14 protein-coding genes and 2 pseudogenes are annotated in these 15,483 nt (G+C 66.3%); 11 read left to right on the forward strand and 5 right to left on the reverse strand.

Going from position 1 to position 15,483, the window contains the following annotated elements; all coding sequences use genetic code 11:
- The first annotated feature begins 71 nt into the window (after positions 1–71).
- The 3 genes from ACWEKR_RS33370 to ACWEKR_RS33380 all read left to right on the forward strand — a co-directional run bounded on the left by ACWEKR_RS33370 (position 72) and on the right by ACWEKR_RS33380 (position 4,172).
- Positions 72–1,859: an ABC transporter ATP-binding protein gene (locus ACWEKR_RS33370; protein ID WP_452357892.1), complete on the forward strand. Its 1,788-nt coding sequence runs from the start codon at positions 72–74 to the stop codon at positions 1,857–1,859.
- Positions 1,856–3,595, forward strand: a complete 1,740-nt coding sequence (locus ACWEKR_RS33375) for an ABC transporter ATP-binding protein (protein WP_452357893.1) — start codon at positions 1,856–1,858, stop codon at positions 3,593–3,595. The genes ACWEKR_RS33370 and ACWEKR_RS33375 overlap by 4 nt, the downstream gene beginning before the upstream one ends.
- A 295-nt stretch (positions 3,596–3,890) precedes the next feature.
- Positions 3,891–4,172, forward strand: coding sequence for a hypothetical protein (locus ACWEKR_RS33380; RefSeq protein ID WP_452357894.1), 282 nt, complete (start codon positions 3,891–3,893; stop codon positions 4,170–4,172).
- 169 nt (positions 4,173–4,341) lie between these two features.
- Here the strand turns inward: ACWEKR_RS33380 and ACWEKR_RS33385 are convergent.
- From ACWEKR_RS33385 to ACWEKR_RS33405, 5 genes and pseudogenes are all read right to left on the reverse strand, one after another.
- Positions 4,342–4,665, reverse strand: a pseudogene (locus ACWEKR_RS33385) (LexA family protein); the annotation flags it as partial.
- Between the two features lie 256 nt (positions 4,666–4,921).
- Complete coding sequence (locus ACWEKR_RS33390; protein ID WP_452357895.1) at positions 4,922–6,202, reverse strand: ATP-binding protein; 1,281 nt, start codon at positions 6,200–6,202, stop codon at positions 4,922–4,924.
- A 967-nt stretch (positions 6,203–7,169) separates the two neighbouring features.
- Positions 7,170–7,826 carry an alpha/beta fold hydrolase gene (locus ACWEKR_RS33395; RefSeq protein ID WP_452357915.1) on the reverse strand — a complete coding sequence of 219 codons (657 nt, stop codon included), beginning with the start codon at positions 7,824–7,826 and terminating at the stop codon, positions 7,170–7,172.
- A complete protein-coding gene (locus ACWEKR_RS33400) occupies positions 7,720–8,091 on the reverse strand; it encodes a hypothetical protein (protein ID WP_452357896.1) in 372 nt (123 codons plus the stop codon). Before ACWEKR_RS33400 ends, ACWEKR_RS33395 begins: the two co-directional genes overlap by 107 nt.
- Positions 8,088–8,975 carry a YbfB/YjiJ family MFS transporter gene (locus tag ACWEKR_RS33405; protein WP_452357897.1) on the reverse strand — a complete coding sequence of 296 codons (888 nt, stop codon included), beginning with the start codon at positions 8,973–8,975 and terminating at the stop codon, positions 8,088–8,090. Before ACWEKR_RS33405 ends, ACWEKR_RS33400 begins: the two co-directional genes overlap by 4 nt.
- 83 nt (positions 8,976–9,058) lie before the next feature.
- Here ACWEKR_RS33405 and ACWEKR_RS33410 point away from each other — a divergent pair, with 83 nt between their 5' ends.
- From ACWEKR_RS33410 to ACWEKR_RS33445, 8 genes and pseudogenes are all read left to right on the forward strand, one after another.
- Positions 9,059–9,640 (forward strand): TetR/AcrR family transcriptional regulator, encoded by a 582-nt coding sequence (locus tag ACWEKR_RS33410; protein ID WP_452357898.1) that lies wholly within the window; start codon positions 9,059–9,061, stop codon positions 9,638–9,640.
- 359 nt (positions 9,641–9,999) lie between these two features.
- Positions 10,000–10,635 (forward strand): hypothetical protein, encoded by a 636-nt coding sequence (locus ACWEKR_RS33415; protein ID WP_452357899.1) that lies wholly within the window; start codon positions 10,000–10,002, stop codon positions 10,633–10,635.
- A 183-nt stretch (positions 10,636–10,818) separates the two neighbouring features.
- Complete coding sequence (locus tag ACWEKR_RS33420; protein WP_452357900.1) at positions 10,819–11,481, forward strand: YcnI family copper-binding membrane protein; 663 nt, start codon at positions 10,819–10,821, stop codon at positions 11,479–11,481.
- Between the two features lie 111 nt (positions 11,482–11,592).
- The gene (locus tag ACWEKR_RS33425; protein WP_452357901.1) at positions 11,593–12,162 is read left to right on the forward strand and encodes a hypothetical protein; all 570 of its coding nucleotides are present in this window, start codon (positions 11,593–11,595) and stop codon (positions 12,160–12,162) included.
- Positions 12,163–12,543: 381 nt separating this feature from the next.
- Positions 12,544–13,077, forward strand: a pseudogene (gene sigC, locus ACWEKR_RS33430) (RNA polymerase sigma factor SigC); the annotation flags it as partial.
- A 128-nt stretch (positions 13,078–13,205) separates the two neighbouring features.
- The gene (locus tag ACWEKR_RS33435; protein WP_452357902.1) at positions 13,206–13,841 is read left to right on the forward strand and encodes a metal ABC transporter ATP-binding protein; all 636 of its coding nucleotides are present in this window, start codon (positions 13,206–13,208) and stop codon (positions 13,839–13,841) included.
- Positions 13,838–14,680: a metal ABC transporter permease gene (locus ACWEKR_RS33440; protein ID WP_452357903.1), complete on the forward strand. Its 843-nt coding sequence runs from the start codon at positions 13,838–13,840 to the stop codon at positions 14,678–14,680. The genes ACWEKR_RS33435 and ACWEKR_RS33440 overlap by 4 nt, the downstream gene beginning before the upstream one ends.
- Before the next feature lie 26 nt (positions 14,681–14,706).
- Entirely contained in the window at positions 14,707–15,462 is a 756-nt protein-coding gene (locus ACWEKR_RS33445; RefSeq protein WP_452357904.1) for a metal ABC transporter solute-binding protein, Zn/Mn family, read from the forward strand.
- Positions 15,463–15,483 lie beyond the last annotated feature (21 nt).

Here is a 15,483-nt window from a genome sequence, read left to right on the forward strand (position 1 = left end):
ATAGTCGATGATTGACTGACGGTCGGTCGATTTGGAGTGAATATATGACTTTACTGGTTGAAGAATCGGATGTGTCGGACAGCAAGGTCCGCGAGCCCGATCGGCCTCCCCGATGGGCGGTCGGCGGGCTGCTGCACCCGGTTCGCGGACGCCTGTATACGGCGGCGGGTCTGGCGTTTGTCAGCTCGATGCTCGGCTTACTCCCGTACGTGGCCGTGGCCGAAATAGGTCACGAGTTGCTGACTGGGCACCGGACCGACGTCGTGTGGTCATGGGTGGGAGCCGGTGTCGTCGGCGCTGCCGGGCGCCTGCTGCTGATGATTGTGGCGAATCTGCTGACCCACTACGCCGATGCCGACTTGCAGCGCTCGCTTCGCGCCCGGCTGGCACGGCACGCCGCCGTGCTTCCACTGGGTTGGTTCACCGGCCGTGGTTCGGGCGAATTGAAGAAGGCGATGGAGGACGACATCGAGGACATGCACCACATGGTCGCCCATGCGGTCCTCGACATTGCCAGCGCGATCGGGCTTCCGATCGCCGCAATCGTCTATCTCACGGCGACAGACTGGCGTATGACCCTGGTCACCCTGGCGGTGCTACCTCTGGCGTCCGTCGCCATGCGAGCTGCTCACCGGACCATGCCCGCACGGATGGCCGAGCTCACCGCCGCCCAGGTCTCGTTGAACAACGCGACCATCGAGTACGTCGACGGCATCCAGGTCGTGAAAGCCTACGGCGGTGCGGGGGCGACCTATCGCCGTCTGTCCGAAGTCATCGACCAGTTCTGTGACACCCTCGCCGCGTGGACCGCGGAGGCCGGTCGCGCGATGTTCGCCACGCTCCTACTGCTTTCGCCCGCCTCGGTCCTGTTGGTCGTGGCGGGAGCCGGGACGGGATTCGTGGCGGCCGACTGGCTCGACCCGGTGGAGCTGCTGCCCTTCTTGCTCGTCGGTGTCAGCTTGCCCGCACCGTACATGACGATCGCCCAGGGGACCCAGCAACTCCGCAAGGCGCGTGTCGCCGCAGAGCACCTGCGCGGCGTGCTCGACCAGCCTGCGCTTCCCGAGTCCGACGCATTCCATTCCCCTAGGACCTACGACATCCGATTCGATGCGGTGACCTTCGGCTACACCGCCGCGGAGCCCGTGCTGCACGCGGTGGACCTCGTCTGCCGCCAAGGCACCGTCACCGCTGTCGTCGGACCATCCGGTTCCGGCAAGACCACCATCAGCCGGCTCATTCCAAGATTCTTCGACGTCGACGCTGGATCGGTCACCATCGGCGGTATCGATGTGCGCAACATAAGGCAGGAAGAGCTGTTGTCCTCCGTCGCGATCGTGTTCCAGGATGTCGTGCTGGTGCGCGACACGATCCGGGAGAACATCCGCCTCGGGCGTCCCGATGCCAGCGATGCCCAGGTCGAGGCAGCTGCGCGTGCGGCAAGGATGCACGAGACCATTTCGGCACTGCCTGAGGGATACGACACGGTGATCGCCGGTCGCGGCGGCGTGCTCTCCGGTGGGCAACGGCAGCGGATCACCATAGCCCGCGCCATCCTCCAAGACGCACCGATCGTGCTGCTGGACGAGGCGACCGCGTATGTCGATCCCGAGAACGAACGCGCCGTCCAGCAGGCCCTCGGCGAACTGGCCCGCGGACGCACGGTGGTCGTGGTTGCGCATCGGTTGTACACGATTCAGCACGCCGATCAGATCGTCGTCCTCGACGCAGGCCGAGTGGTCGAACGCGGCACCCACGACGAACTGCTTTTCGCCGGTGGCCGCTATCGGGCCATGTGGACGGCACAAAACCTGACCTCCCACGACACGACCCCGCACGGGAAGGACGAGCCTCGATGATCCGCCGTATCCTCCAGATTTGGCCGCAGCGTGGCCGGATCAACGCGCTCGCCCTGCGCTACGCGCTCTCCGGTGTCCTGCAAGGCGTCGTGCTCGTGATGTTGCTGCCCCTGCTGCGCGAGTTGTTGTCCGACCCGCTCCGCATCGCGGATGCGCTCTGGTGGTTGTTCGCTATCGCCGTCGCCGGGATTGCCTACCTTGCGAGCGTGTGGTGGGGTCACGCGGTCGGCTACCCGACCGCCAACCAGGTTATGCGCGATATCCAACACAGCCTTGGCGATCGCCTGGGGCGACTCCCGCTGGGCTGGTATGTGAACCAGACACCGGGGCGCATCGCGCGCGTCGTCGCTCAGAACACCCCCTCGGCGGCAAGCATCGTCTCCCATGTGTGGCCTGAGCGGATCGCGGCGATCGCCACTCCGGCCACGGTCGTCGTCGGCGTTTCTTTCGTGGATTGGCGGATCGGCCTGGCCTTCCTGGTGGCGGTACCCGCTGCGGTATTCGTGATGCGCTGGTCGGCGCCGATCATCCGCGACACTCAGCACCGCATGGACGAGGCTTCCGAGGAAGCCGCCGCCCGCGCGATCGAGTTCGCCCAAGCACAGCCGGTGCTGCGGGCCACCGGACGAGCCGGTGCTGGCTTCGCACCGATGGAGCGTGCTCTCGACGAGCAACGGCACGCGTTCCGTCACGCACTCGCCCGCCACGCACTGCCGCAATACGCCTACGTCGCGATCGTCCAGATCGGATTCACCTTCGTCGTGGTTACCGGAGCCTGGCTCGCCACTCGGGGCGAACTCGCGGTGCCCGAAACCATCGCGCTGCTCGTGCTCGCCGCCCGCTTCATCGAACCGCTCGCGGCGATCGCCAACCTCTCCGGTGCGATCCACGTCGCAGACGTAGCCCTCGAACGGGTCGGCGCCATCCTGAACACGCCGCCTCTTGCCGAACCCGCGAACGGTCGGGTTCCCGCTGACTACGACATCACGTTGAACCAAGTGAGCTTCGGCTACAACGACACCCGTGTCATCGACGACGTCACCGTCACGATCCCCTCCGGAGGCATGACCGCGATCGTTGGACCATCGGGATCGGGCAAGACCACTTTGCTCAGACTCATCGCCCGCTTCTGGGATGTCGATTCCGGTTCCATCCGGATCGGCGGGATCGACCTGCGTGACATCCCCACTCCCGACCTGATGCACACCCTGGCGATCGTCTTCCAGGACACCTACCTGTTCGACGGCACCATCGAGGACAACCTGCGCATCGCCGCCCCGGACACCACCGAGGCGCAACTCCACCACGCCGCGGCCGCCGCGAGACTCGATGACATCATCGACCGCCTCCCCGGAGGGTGGCAAGCCCGCACCGGAGAAGGCGGTGTCGCGCTGTCCGGCGGGGAACGCCAGCGCGTGGCGATCGCTCGCGCCCTGCTCAAAAACGCGCCCATCGTGCTCCTCGATGAAGCCACCGCCGCGCTCGACCCACAGAACGAGGCCGCGATCAGCGCGGGGATCAGCGAGCTCGTGACAGCAGGACGAACCGTCGTCGTCGTCGCCCACAAGATCGCGACGATCCGGTACGCCCACCAGATCCTCTTCCTCGACGACGGACGACTGGCCGAGACCGGCGACCACGACACGCTTTTGCGAGCCGGCGGCCGCTACGCCGACTTCTGGCGCGAACGCCACGAAGCAGCCGAGTGGAGCATCCGCTCGTGCGGCCACCGTTAGAGTTCCCCGACGTGGGTTCGTCCTGTCCCGCCTTGCCGGTGTTGGAAGTTCCTCGGGAAGTGAGTCAGTGACTCCGCCGGATCGTCTCGGCCGGCGGCGAAGGCTGCCAGTCCGAGGATCGCGACGCTCGAGGACGTGCCGTCGGCGCCGGTCATGTGCGGTGCTGGTCTCGCCATCGTGCGGTGCTCGGTATTTCGCCGAATTGCGGCTGCGAGAGGAAACTCCGTCGTCCGGCAACTTCGGCGTCCTGAGTTGCAATGCCTTCTATGGGAATTCGACCAACGACACCTTTCCCATGAACACCGCGACGCTCAGCGTCCGGGCCGACGTCATGGACGGTTCGGATTCGAGCACGTACGACCATTGGAAACGCAGCACCGCCGACCTCGCCGATGACCGATCGGTGGTGACGTCCGGGGAGTTCACCGGAATCGGCACCCAAGGCTATCGGCAGTTCGAAGCCGACAACTTCGGTGGCATCGTGGACGCCGAATACGTGGTGTGCGTGTGGGACGGCGGTGTCGCGGTGCGGGTGGAAATCGACTCGCACGCGAGAGAAATCCCCGGTGGTGGGTAGAGACGAACTCGATTCGGTCGCCAGATCCCAAGTGCGCATTGTGCTGGCCGGACTTCGACAGAGCTAGGGCTCGTCCTCAAAGCCATATGAGCAGGGTGGCCAGGTCGAGCATGCCTCGGTAGGAGACCGCGGTCTTGTCGTATCGGGTCGCAACGGCCCGATACCGCTCGGCGTCGATCATCGAATCACCGCGCGCCCGCAATCCGAACACGGTGCCGCGTGCGAGGAGCTCGCGCGGCAACGTCATCATGTCGTCGGCATGCTCCTCGGCCAGGATCGCGGCGCCCGCCGCGATATCGCCAACCACCGGCACCGCCACCGAATCTTCCGCTGTCTCCCGCCGCACCGGAGCCCGCACGAAAATCCGCACATCGATAGGACGCGACACCGTCCGGCTGCGGCGCGGAAAGCCCCGCTCCTGCGAGCTCTTCAGATGCTCGGACACCGACGATGCCGACCGCAGCCCCACCGCGTCACCGATCTCGCGCGTATTCGCGGACACCTGTACCGCAGGACGGGGCACGGGCCGACACTACCGGCCGGCCACCGCACCGGGCACGCCGAACAGCTCCTGATCGGGTTCCGGAACCCAGCAGCCGGTGGCGGTGTCCCGGTTGTAGTTCTCCACGACATGCTCGATCAAATGGCGCGGAACCGGATGCCGTTCCCCGCCGACCACAGCAGCGCCAGCGGATAGGCCGGGGTGAGATCGATGATCATCAGCCTACGCACGTTCGGGCGATCGGATCTCACAGTCGGGTGTAGTCCGCCTGATCCTGCTCGAAAGCTGTCAGGATCTCCGGTGTCAGCGTCAGACGAGTGTTGGCGACTGCGGCCAGATAGTCCTCGAGGTCGGCGGGTTCGCTCGTCTCCTCGCATACCGCGCGTTCGAACGCCGACTGTGCGCCGGCGCGGGCCGCGTACTCGATGTCCGCAGGGGTGAAGTGGACCGTGGCGCGGACCAGGCGTTCGAGGTCGATGGTTTCGGCTGCCGGGCCCAGGTAACGCCGCCAGATCGCTTTGCGCGCTGGCTCGTCAGGCGGCCCAACTGGTATCACATAGTCGAAGCGGCCCGGCCGCAGGAACGCTGAATCCAGGGACCGTACCGAGTTGGTTGCGCAGATCAGCAACCGGTTGTAGTCCTCACGGAAAACCGGAATCAGTTTGAGCAGCTCGTTCGTCACTCCGTGTGCCGGGCTGGTCGCCGTCCCCGCACGCACACCGGCGATCTCCTCGACCTCATCGATGAACAACAACAGTTCATCGAGTTCGGCCAACTCCGCGAACACCTCACGCAGAGAGGCTGCCAGACCACCCCTGGCCGTCGCAGCCAGCCGAGACGGGAACAACTCCACGAACGGCCAGCCCAGCCGAGAAGCGACTGCTTTCGCGAAACTGGTCTTTCCGGTACCCGGCGGCCCGAACAAGATCACGCTCTTGGGCGGACGAACCCGATAACGTTCGGCGACATCCGGGTGCGCCAACGGCAACACGATCCGCCGTTCAATGACCTCTTTTTCCCGGTCCATGCCCGCCATCGACTGCCACAACCCGGGCGGTAGCAGTCGACCGCCCAACTCGGTCAGCAAACTGGACTGCGCCGGAGGCAGCGGTTCCAGCAGTTCGTAGAAGATCAACCCGGTCCTGCGCACATAGCCGGAATTCTCGAACGCGACAGACCCCGTGGCGCCCTCGGGTACGAGCGTGCAGATTCGCCGTACCCCGTTCGAGCGCAGCCGCCTCTCCAGCTCGGTCAGCAACGCACTACCGATACCCCGCCGACGCCATTGCGCACCCAGCGCCACCAGCAACACCCACGCACGCTCGCCTTGAATCTGCGCGACCGACATCCCCACCATCTCACCGCCGACCTCGGCCACCACCGCGGGCTGCCCCGCCCGCACGGCCGCCAGCACTTCCGCCAACGCGAACACCGGCTCCTCCGCAGTGCCCACGCGGCTTTGCTCCCAAATCCGGATCATTTGATCCAGATCCTCATCGCGAAACTCGCGAAGTCGCCATACCGGCATACGCACCACCAACCGCCATCGAAGGGTGGACGAACCGAACTGCCCCCTCCAGTAAACACCCCGACCCACGCGGGCGAGCCGTTCCCGGAACTACGCAGAGTCCCCGCCTCTGCATACGACTCCTGCGAAGTACCGCCTTGACAACAAGGCAGGATGCGCTCTACCGGGACCGGTTGAAGAGACTTGAACATTCAAATCCTGTCAGCCGGCCTCCGAGAACCGAAGACATCTCGGGATGGGGGGCTGGCAGCGGGAGGCGGTGTAGCCGACGGCTTCACCGCGGTGGGTACGCGGCAGTCTCCGGCTGGAAAGCGCCACCCGTCCGCGGCCGTGCCTTGGGGACGTCGGCTTCGAGAAAACGCGGGCCGCCCTCGTACACGGGGGCCGGAGGCAGGGCGATGCCACCCCACACTTCTTGAAAGGCCACGGCCCGGTCGATCTCCGCCGCGGGTATCCCATGCTGGAACCACACGTCCCGATAGGGGTAGAGGTCCCGGCAGGGAAGCCGCATCCGTGCGCTTCAACGCAGTACTGGGCCCGGCGACTGAGGCTTTCCGGCGTTCGAGGAGGCAACGGCACTTGCGCGTCCCTCATCAGCTGGTAGCGAAGGCCGAACAGCACGAACATAGGGCTCCAGGATCACCAAGCATGATCGGAGTTCAGATCATGGCTCCCGCGCTCTCAGACAGCCCGTGACCATGCGCCTGTGACGTCGAAATTCACCGTCATGGCCCACCTCGCACAGACCCGACGCGGTGTCGGAATTCGTTGACGAACGACCTCGGAATTCGCCAGCACAACCAGGGAGCCCCTGCTCGATGCCGTCGCCGAGCGCATCCGTACACGGATGGGCGACCGCTATCTGAGCGTCCCGCGTGTCGGACAGCGTCTCGAATGAGGTCGGGGACCGATTCGGGGCGGCCTGGCCGCACGATGGCATGCGGAGCCTGCCCCGTTGGACCGGATGTCAGTGCGATTCGGCGACCTCGAGCAGAATGCGCAGCAGGTCCTCCGGGGCATCACGCATCAGGTTGTGCCCGCCGGCGAGCGCGTGGGTCGTCCACCTGGCATCGTCCCGCAATCGCTGGTAGGTGGCGGTGAAGGGGGAGGGTGTGTCCCATCCCGCCGCGTAGATGTAATCCCTGCGCCGGATATGGCCGAGATCCCCGGTGAGCGTCAGTGGTTGGAGAACCGCCGCGAGTGGGTGCGCTGTGGCTCGCGGATCGAAGAAGGGCAGCGGGCGGACGGCGTCACCGGTATCGACCACATCGAGGTACCAACGCCGCTCTTCGTCGGAAACCAGTGTGAAACAAGAGTCCCCGTGCCCAGGAACCACGGCATCGAGGTACACCAGTGAGCCGACCCGGGTCGCAGCGCGATCGGCGGCGCCGGTGATCACCATGCCGCCGTAACTGTGTCCCACCAGGACGGCGTCGGTGATGTTCGCGGCTGCCAGCACCGCGGTGACGTCCTGGATGTGAGTGTCCAGATTCACCCCGTGGCGCAGATGAACGCGCTCACCGACGCCGGTGAGGGTCACTGGGAACACGCGATGGCCATGCGTACGCAGTTGCTCGGTGAGCTGCTCGAAGCACCAGCCGCCGTGGCACATGCCGGGGATCAGGACGAAAGTCGTCATTGCCGTTCTCCTTCTCGGATGGGGAGCGAGGGGGCGGGATGGCGGCGCTCGCCGGCGCGGCGATGCAGGCGATCGCTGTGAAGGCGAGTGCGGCGTCGGTGGATGTGTGATCCGCGAGAATTTCGGCGATCCAAGGTCCTGCGGTCTGCCCGACGGCGAACACCGTTGTGAAGGCCGCCAGCGTCGCGGTCCAATCGACCGGTGCGGTCTTGTCCTTGACCAAGGCCGTGACCGCGGCGGGGACACTCATGAAGGTTGCCCCGTAAACGACTGTGGAGGCGAGCAGGACAGGTGGCGCAGGAGTCGAGCCAATGCCGCGCCGGCGCACAGGACCGCGAGCAGGACACACAGCGCTCTTCCTGGCCGGCGGCTGATCGGGCGGCTCCACAGAACAGGCGCCGCCACGACGGCCAGGCCCATCGCGGTCCAGGCCGCCATCACCTCGAGAGTCGAGGCGTGGCGATCGACCAGGTACGCCGACAGGAAGGTGATGTAGGTGATGTAACCACTCGCGAACAGCAGATACGCGAGCGCCGTCGGCCACAGTGGCCGCAAGAGCGCGCGCCCGGCGGCTTTCGGAGCCGGTGAGTCGACGCGGGTGGCGGTCCAACTCGTCAGGGTCGCAAGGCTTGCGGCGATACCCAGGCCGACCCACGCGATCCGCCAGTGATCCCCCGCCAGCGGCACGGTTGTGCCGCTGAGGACTATGCCGACCCCGGTTCCCGCGAAGTAGACGGCGATCGGCGTGCCGGACGACCTGTGCGTGGCGATATGCGAGGCGATGACTCCGCCGGTGATGAAGACGACCGCACCCGCCGCCCCTGCCACGGCTCTGGTCACGAGCAGGAGGAGGTGGTCGTTGCCGACAGCGGTGGAGGTCAACGCCGTTGCGGTCAGCGTCATCCCGGCGCGGAACGCGGCTGCCGCGCCCAGGCGCCGAACCACCGCGGGTGTCGCCACGGCGCCGACGAGGTAGCCCAGTCCATTTGCGGTGCTGAGCATTCCGGCATCCGCCAGGTTCCAGCCGAGGTCCTGTCGCATGGCGGGTAACAGCAAGCCGTATGCGAATCGGGCGAATCCCAACGCCGACGCGGTGCCGAGCGCGAGGCGTGCGGCTTGCCATATCGAGGTCATGGACGCAGCCCTTCCAAGGTCGAACCGATCGGTACGACCTCGAAACGCTAGCAGATGATCGAACCAGTCGTTACCATTTAGGTATGCCCGTGGCCAAAGGCTCGACGATAGACCCGGCGCGCACCCGAGCCGCCATCCTCGAAGCGGCGCAACCGCTGCTGTACGAGCGCGGCCTCGACGGAATCGGTGTAGCCGAACTGTGCGCACGGCTCGGGGTGTCCAAGGAGACCTTGTACCGCCACTTCGGCACCAAAGACGGCCTGGTGCAAGCGATGCTGGAGTCGCGCAGTGCAAAGATGGGTGGCTGGCTGGCGAGTGCGGTGGAGTCGGCCGGCGACGCCCCCGCCGAGCAGTTGGCCGCGGTTTTCGACGCGCTCGACGAGTGGTATGCACAACCGACCTTTCGCGGCTGCGCCATGGTGAACGCGTCGGCCCAGCACTACGACGACCAGGTTCGGGCCATCACCGCGCGGCATCTGCATCGCTATCTCGACCTCTTCACCGGCATCGCCTCCCGCGCCGGAGCAGCGGATCCCGCCTTGCTGGGCCGTCAGTTGCTCATGCTGGTCGAGGGCGCGACCGTCGTCGCGGCGATCCACGGTCCGGCCGGTGCCGCCGGGCATGCTCGCGCCGCCGCCGCGGCCCTACTCACCGCGGCCACCTGAGTGGGCTTCGATCCTCGCATTCGATCGCGGGAACTTGTATGACTCGGCCGCTGTCGGCCGGGTCGCAGTCGTCCAGCGCCGCGGCATTCCACCACCTCGCACCGAACGCGGAGGGACGATGCCGACGGCCAGCGCAGCACTGGTGATGAGCCGGCCTCAGAAGTAGGGGCCGTGATCGTCGGCGCGAGCGACAGCGGGACTCGGCGATCGCCTACTCCTACCGATATGTGTTGTGTGTCACACCAGGAACTGGTTCGACAGCTTCTCCGACCTTTTGTCGGCTGCGAACCCACGCTGCCACAACGAAATCGGGAGTTGAGACGACAGTGATGTTTCGAAGGGGCGCTGCGGTAGCCGCCATGGCTATCTCGGCTTTGTGTATCTCGGCGGGAACCGCGACGGCGGATCCCACGCAGGAGACTCCGGATGTCCATTTCCAGGCCAACGTGGTCGACCGATCGGTTGTGCTCACCATGGATGCCGGGGCGCTCGCCGTCAGCGATGACCATCTGCAGTTCATCGATCGGAGCGGAACGTCCGTCGCGACTCTTCCGCTGACCTACGTCCACGGTGGCAGCGCGATGCCGATCGCCGCGCAGCTCGAAGGCGATACGGTCACGCTGACCCCCAGCACCGATCCCGCCGACGCGCGCCCGATCAGCGCGGCGACGGCCCAGGAGATCGATGCGCTGTCTCATCCGAATTACAACGCGGCCCTGGGCAACTTCAGCATGTCGATGATGGCTGCCGCGACTGTCGGGAGCCTGCTGGGTAGCGCGATCGGCGGCGGCATCGGCTGCGTCGCCGGTGGCATCGTCGGCGGAGCGACCGGGGGTGTGGTGTCGATCGGTCTGCTCGCGGTTCCGGCGGCGATCGGCGGTTGCCTCATCACCGGCGCCGCGCTGGCGGGCATGGGCGCGGTCGCGGGCACCGTCATCGTCGGCGTCCCGGCGTTGATCGCAGCCGGTATCCAATTCTGGAACGACACCCACTGAGCAATCGATAGGTCCGGAAGTCGTGGTCGGGTGCCGGACCCTCCACGACGCCGAAATCGCGGTACGCAGTATTCGCCATGACGGCGCTGACAGCAGATGCGCGGTTCTGCCTCAGTCGTGGCATATCGTCGTCGACGAGCATCTGTTGCGTTCGTTTTCTCACCGTGAGGAGAGGTCTCGACGATGAACAGTTCTTGGTTGGTGCGTGCCGCGTCGGCAGGCGCTGCCGCGGCCTCCCTGGCGACTGTGGCGGCGGCTCCCGCATTCGCGCACATCACTGTCTCTGGGCCTGACGTGTCTCGTGGCGGGTCGAGGGTCCTGGTTTTCCGGGTGCCGAACGAATCGGGCACCGGTAGTCCCACGGTCGAGGTCGCGGTGCAGATTCCTGAGGTGACGGCGGCGGATACCGAAGCTGAACCGGGATGGAAAGCGGTAGTGCGGAAGGACCCTGAGCGGAACGTCACCGACATCACCTGGACGGCCGATGCCGGCGGTGGCATCGGACCGAGCCAGTTCGGGCAGTTCTCCGTGCTGGCGAACGGATTGCCGGATGCCGAGACGGTGACGATCCCTGCGGTGCAGACATACGCGGATGGTCAAGTCGTGCGCTGGGACCAGAAGGCGGACGGCGATGGGTCCGAGCCGGAGCGTCCGGCTCCTTCGCTGACGTCGGCTGCCAAGCAATCCGGTGGCGTCGACAACCATGGTGACATCCAGTCGGCGGCGTCGAGTTCGAGTTCATCGAGCGATATGACCGCTCGCTGGCTCGGCGTCATCGGTATTGTGCTGGGCGCTCTGGGTCTGCTCGCAGCACTCGGTCTGGGAGTGGCTCGTCGCAGGTCCTGATCGTGCTCGCCCCTCGGAAGATCGGTTCGGCGGTTGTGCACCCTGCGGCAAAGCCGTGATCGAAGCCCTGCGGGACAGTGTCGGCAGGTGAGTGTCATGATGGACGGCGTCATGAACACTGTGCCTGTGCCCCAGAACGCGCGGGCGGCACGTTCCATCGTGTTCGCGGGGATCGCGGTGTTGTTGTCGGCGCTGGGGCATGGGGTCTCGGCGGGGCACGGTGTGCCGGTGTCGGCTTCGATCGTGGCGTTTGCCGCGACGAGTTCGGTGGCGTGGGCGCTGGCCGATCGTCAGCGTGGCTTCTTCGCCATCGGCGGTGGGCTTGCGGTGATGCAGGCGGTCTTGCACGTGTGGTTCGGAATGTCGTCGATGGCGGCCGCGCACGGCGCTTCCCAAACCGTTGATCCGCACAGTGATGCGGGCATGTTCGCCGCGCACGCGGCAGCCGCGCTGGTGTGTGCGGTGTGGCTATGGCGCGGTGAACTCGCCTTGTTCGCGCTGTTGGCGGCGCTGTACACACGGATGCTGGCGCCTCTGCTTTTGGTTCTGGTGCACCCATCGGTCGACAGCGAACCCCGGACCGTGGTGGAAGTCGACCATCGCATCGAGACGCTGCGCGAAGGCGTGCTGCGTCATGTACTGGCGCGGCGTGGGCCTCCCGTGGGCGCGGTTCGGTTCTGAGAGTTCGTCATCGGAGGCAGCCACGCCTTGTGCTGCCGGCAGACGCGGTGCTACCCGTCGATCGGCGCGATTCGGCGTTACGGGTATTCCGGGGCGAACGTAGCCGCTCGTGTCATCGAAGCGCGTGAGCAAGCCGTCAGGGTCTGCCGCGACGCCGGTGAGTACGCCCGGCCTCCCGTCCAGCGGCAGTCGGCTCTCTACGTCGGTGTACGCACTGCGCGCCCGCCTGCCGGTCTCTCCGCACCACCGAATGGTGGTGTCGCGAACAGAAATTGTGCGAATGTTGTCTCTTTCTCTGCTGTCGGCTGCCTGCCGCAGCGATGATCCCTCTTCTCGATCGCTTCGAAGCGCTGAGCGCTTCTCCGTGCGCCGGATGCGTCGATGTGGAGGCCGCGGATGTCCGACGAACTCCTGACCGCGCTGGCGTTGTCTGCCGGTGCCGGCAACCGAAAAGCTTTGGAGCAGTTCATCCAATCGACGCAGCGCGATGTGTGGCGTTTCGTCGCGCACCTGACCGATGTCCAATCCGCTGACGACCTGACCCAGGAGACGTTCTTGCGGGCAATGGGCAGTCTGCCGCGGTTCGCCGGGAATTCGACCGCACGAACCTGGCTGCTGTCGATCGCTCGCCGCGTGGTGGTGGACCGGTTCCGCAGTGTCGCCGCTCGTCCGAAGACGACGCAGGTGCCGGAATGGTCACAGATTCTCGAGCAGCGGCCCGATCGGCGTACCCCGGATTTCGCCGAGGAGGTGGCGTTGAACGACTTGCTGTGCAGTCTGCCGCAAGAGCGACGCGAGGCGTTCGTCTTGACCCAGGTCTTGGGGATGTCCTATGCCGAGGCGGCGCAGACGGTGGGTTGTCCCGTCGGCACGATTCGGTCCCGGGTGGCCCGTGCCCGCGAAACCCTTGTCTCGGTGGTGCGAGGAACCGACGGGTACGCCGACGACGGCGACCATGGTGCGGAACCGGTGGGCGTGGTGGTGCGACTACTCCCGGGCACACCGGTCGGCGTGCGCGTGACGGCCGATAAGGAGGTGGGGTGATGGCAGGGCTGAACCTGCGCTTGCGAGGGGTGTCGTGCCGACACGGACGTGTCGACGTGGTCAGTGCTGTCGATCTCGACATATCGGCCGGTCAACGGGTCGCATTGACCGGAACCAACGGCTCCGGCAAGACAACGCTCCTGCGTGCGGTGATCGGCCTGCATACGGCCGTACGGGGCGAGATCTCCGTCGGAGGCCGAGGCGGCCGCACATCGGCGGACCATGCGTGGCGGCGGCGGGTGTGCGGGTGGATACCCCAGCGGCCCGCGGCGGGTCGATTCCCGCTGCTGGCCGGTGAGCTCTTGGCCAGTAGCGGCGACGCCCGTCGTGCGCAGGCGATGGCGACACGGCTGGGCGTGGGCGAACTCCTCGGCCGACCACTCGACACGCTCTCGGGCGGGCAGCTACAGCGTATGCACCTGGCCCGCGCGGCGGGGTGCGTGGCAGCCGGCGCGAGCGTCGTGCTGGCCGACGAACCCACGGCAGCATTGGATTTCGCGGGCCAGGAGGAGGCCGCCGACGTACTGACGGAGCTGCCTGTCACCCTCGTCGTGGTCACCCATGACCGCGCCATGGCGCGACGTTGCGACCGAGTGCTGGAGATGGCCGCAGGCCGGCTGCGGGAGTTGGCGTGAACGGGCCCGCGCAGGTGCTCGATCTGCTCGGAATGGGGTCGGTGCAGCGTGCTGGTGTGGCGCTGCTGGTGGGCTCGATCGGGCTTCCGGTGGTCGGTGTCGCCATCGTGGGGCTGGATATCATCCCGGTGCGCTTCGCGATGATGCATGTCGCGCTGCTGGGTGCGGCGGTCGGCATGCTGATCGGATGGGATCCGGCGTTGTGTGGTCTGCTCGCGTGTGCCGTGGCCGGGGCGGGGATCAGTCCGCTGGCGCGCACACCGGAAACGCTCTCCGGTGCGATGGGTTTGCTGATGAGTCTGGCCGTCGCGGCGGCGCTGCTGGCGCTCGCGGCGGCGGGAGTGCACGCCTCGGCGGCGTTTTCGCTGCTGTGGGGTTCGATTCTCGCGGTCCGGGCTCAGGACGTCGTCGTGTTGGCGGTGCTCGCGGTGGTGGTGCCCGCGCTGTTCTGGTGGCGAAGACGTGATTTGGCGCTGCTGTTGCATGATCGCGAACTGGCGTTGGTTTCCGGTGTGGCGGTGGGGCGGCTCACGCTGATTCTGCTGGTGCTGGTCGCGGTTGCGGTGGCCGGAGCGATCCGGCTGACCGGTGCGCTGCTCGTGGATGCGCTCACGTTGCTGCCTGCGCTGGCCGCGCGGCGGTTGGGCCGCTCGCTGATTTCGATCATCGTCTGGGCTGTCGGTATCGGCGTTGCGGTGAATTCCGTGGGGTTCCTGCTGGCACTGGCCTTCGACCTTCCTCCTGGGCCGGTGCTGGTCCTCACCGCGGGGGCAGTCGCTTTCGCGGTCCATCTGATTCCTGAACGGAGAACACTCTCATGGCACGCTTTCGACCATTGACCGCCGGTGTGAGCCTGACGACAAGTGTGGTCGCGGCCACCGTGCTGCTGAGCGGCTGCGCCGGCTCCGAAGGCGAGCAGCACGACCACCATGGACACACTCATCCGGTGGTCGTGGCGACCACCACCTGGGAGGCTGCGTTCGCCGCAGCCGCGGGCGCAGAGGACGTGAAAGTCATTGTTCCACCATCGGTTCACCATGCTCCGGACTACGATCCCAAGCCGTCGGATCTGACCGCGGTGGCGGAGGCGGATTTCGTGCTCTACGCGCCGTTCGAGCCGTTCGCGGCGAAGATCAAGGAAGCCGCGGGATCGAAGGCCGAATTGATCGAAGTCGATCTGGACAACTCCGCGGCCAAGGTGAAAGCCCAAGTGCAGGCGCTGGGTCAGCGCTTCGGCACCACCGCGGCGGCGCAGGCATGGACCGCGACGTTCAGCACCGAGTACGACAAAATCAGCGGGGACGTCCGCTCGGCATGGCCGGGTGGTAAGCAGCCGACGGTCATCGCCCAGGTGTTCTCGACGTGGGCGGCCGACCTGGCCGGTGCGCAGATCGTGGGCACCTATGGTCCTGAACCCGTCACCCCCGGTCAGCTAGCGGAGTTGAGTGCGAAGAAGCCGCAGTTCGTGCTCGACAACACGCATATGTCCACTGGCACCGTGCTGCCGGACTCCGGCGTCGAACAGGTATCGATCGTGAACTATCCCGAGCAGGGTGAGGATCTTCTGTCTGTCTATCGGGGTGCGGCAACCGCGTTGAAGAAGGCGCTCTCCAAGTCCTGACCAGGCGGATCATAAAGCGGG

Source organism: Nocardia sp. NPDC004573 (assembly GCF_053602135.1).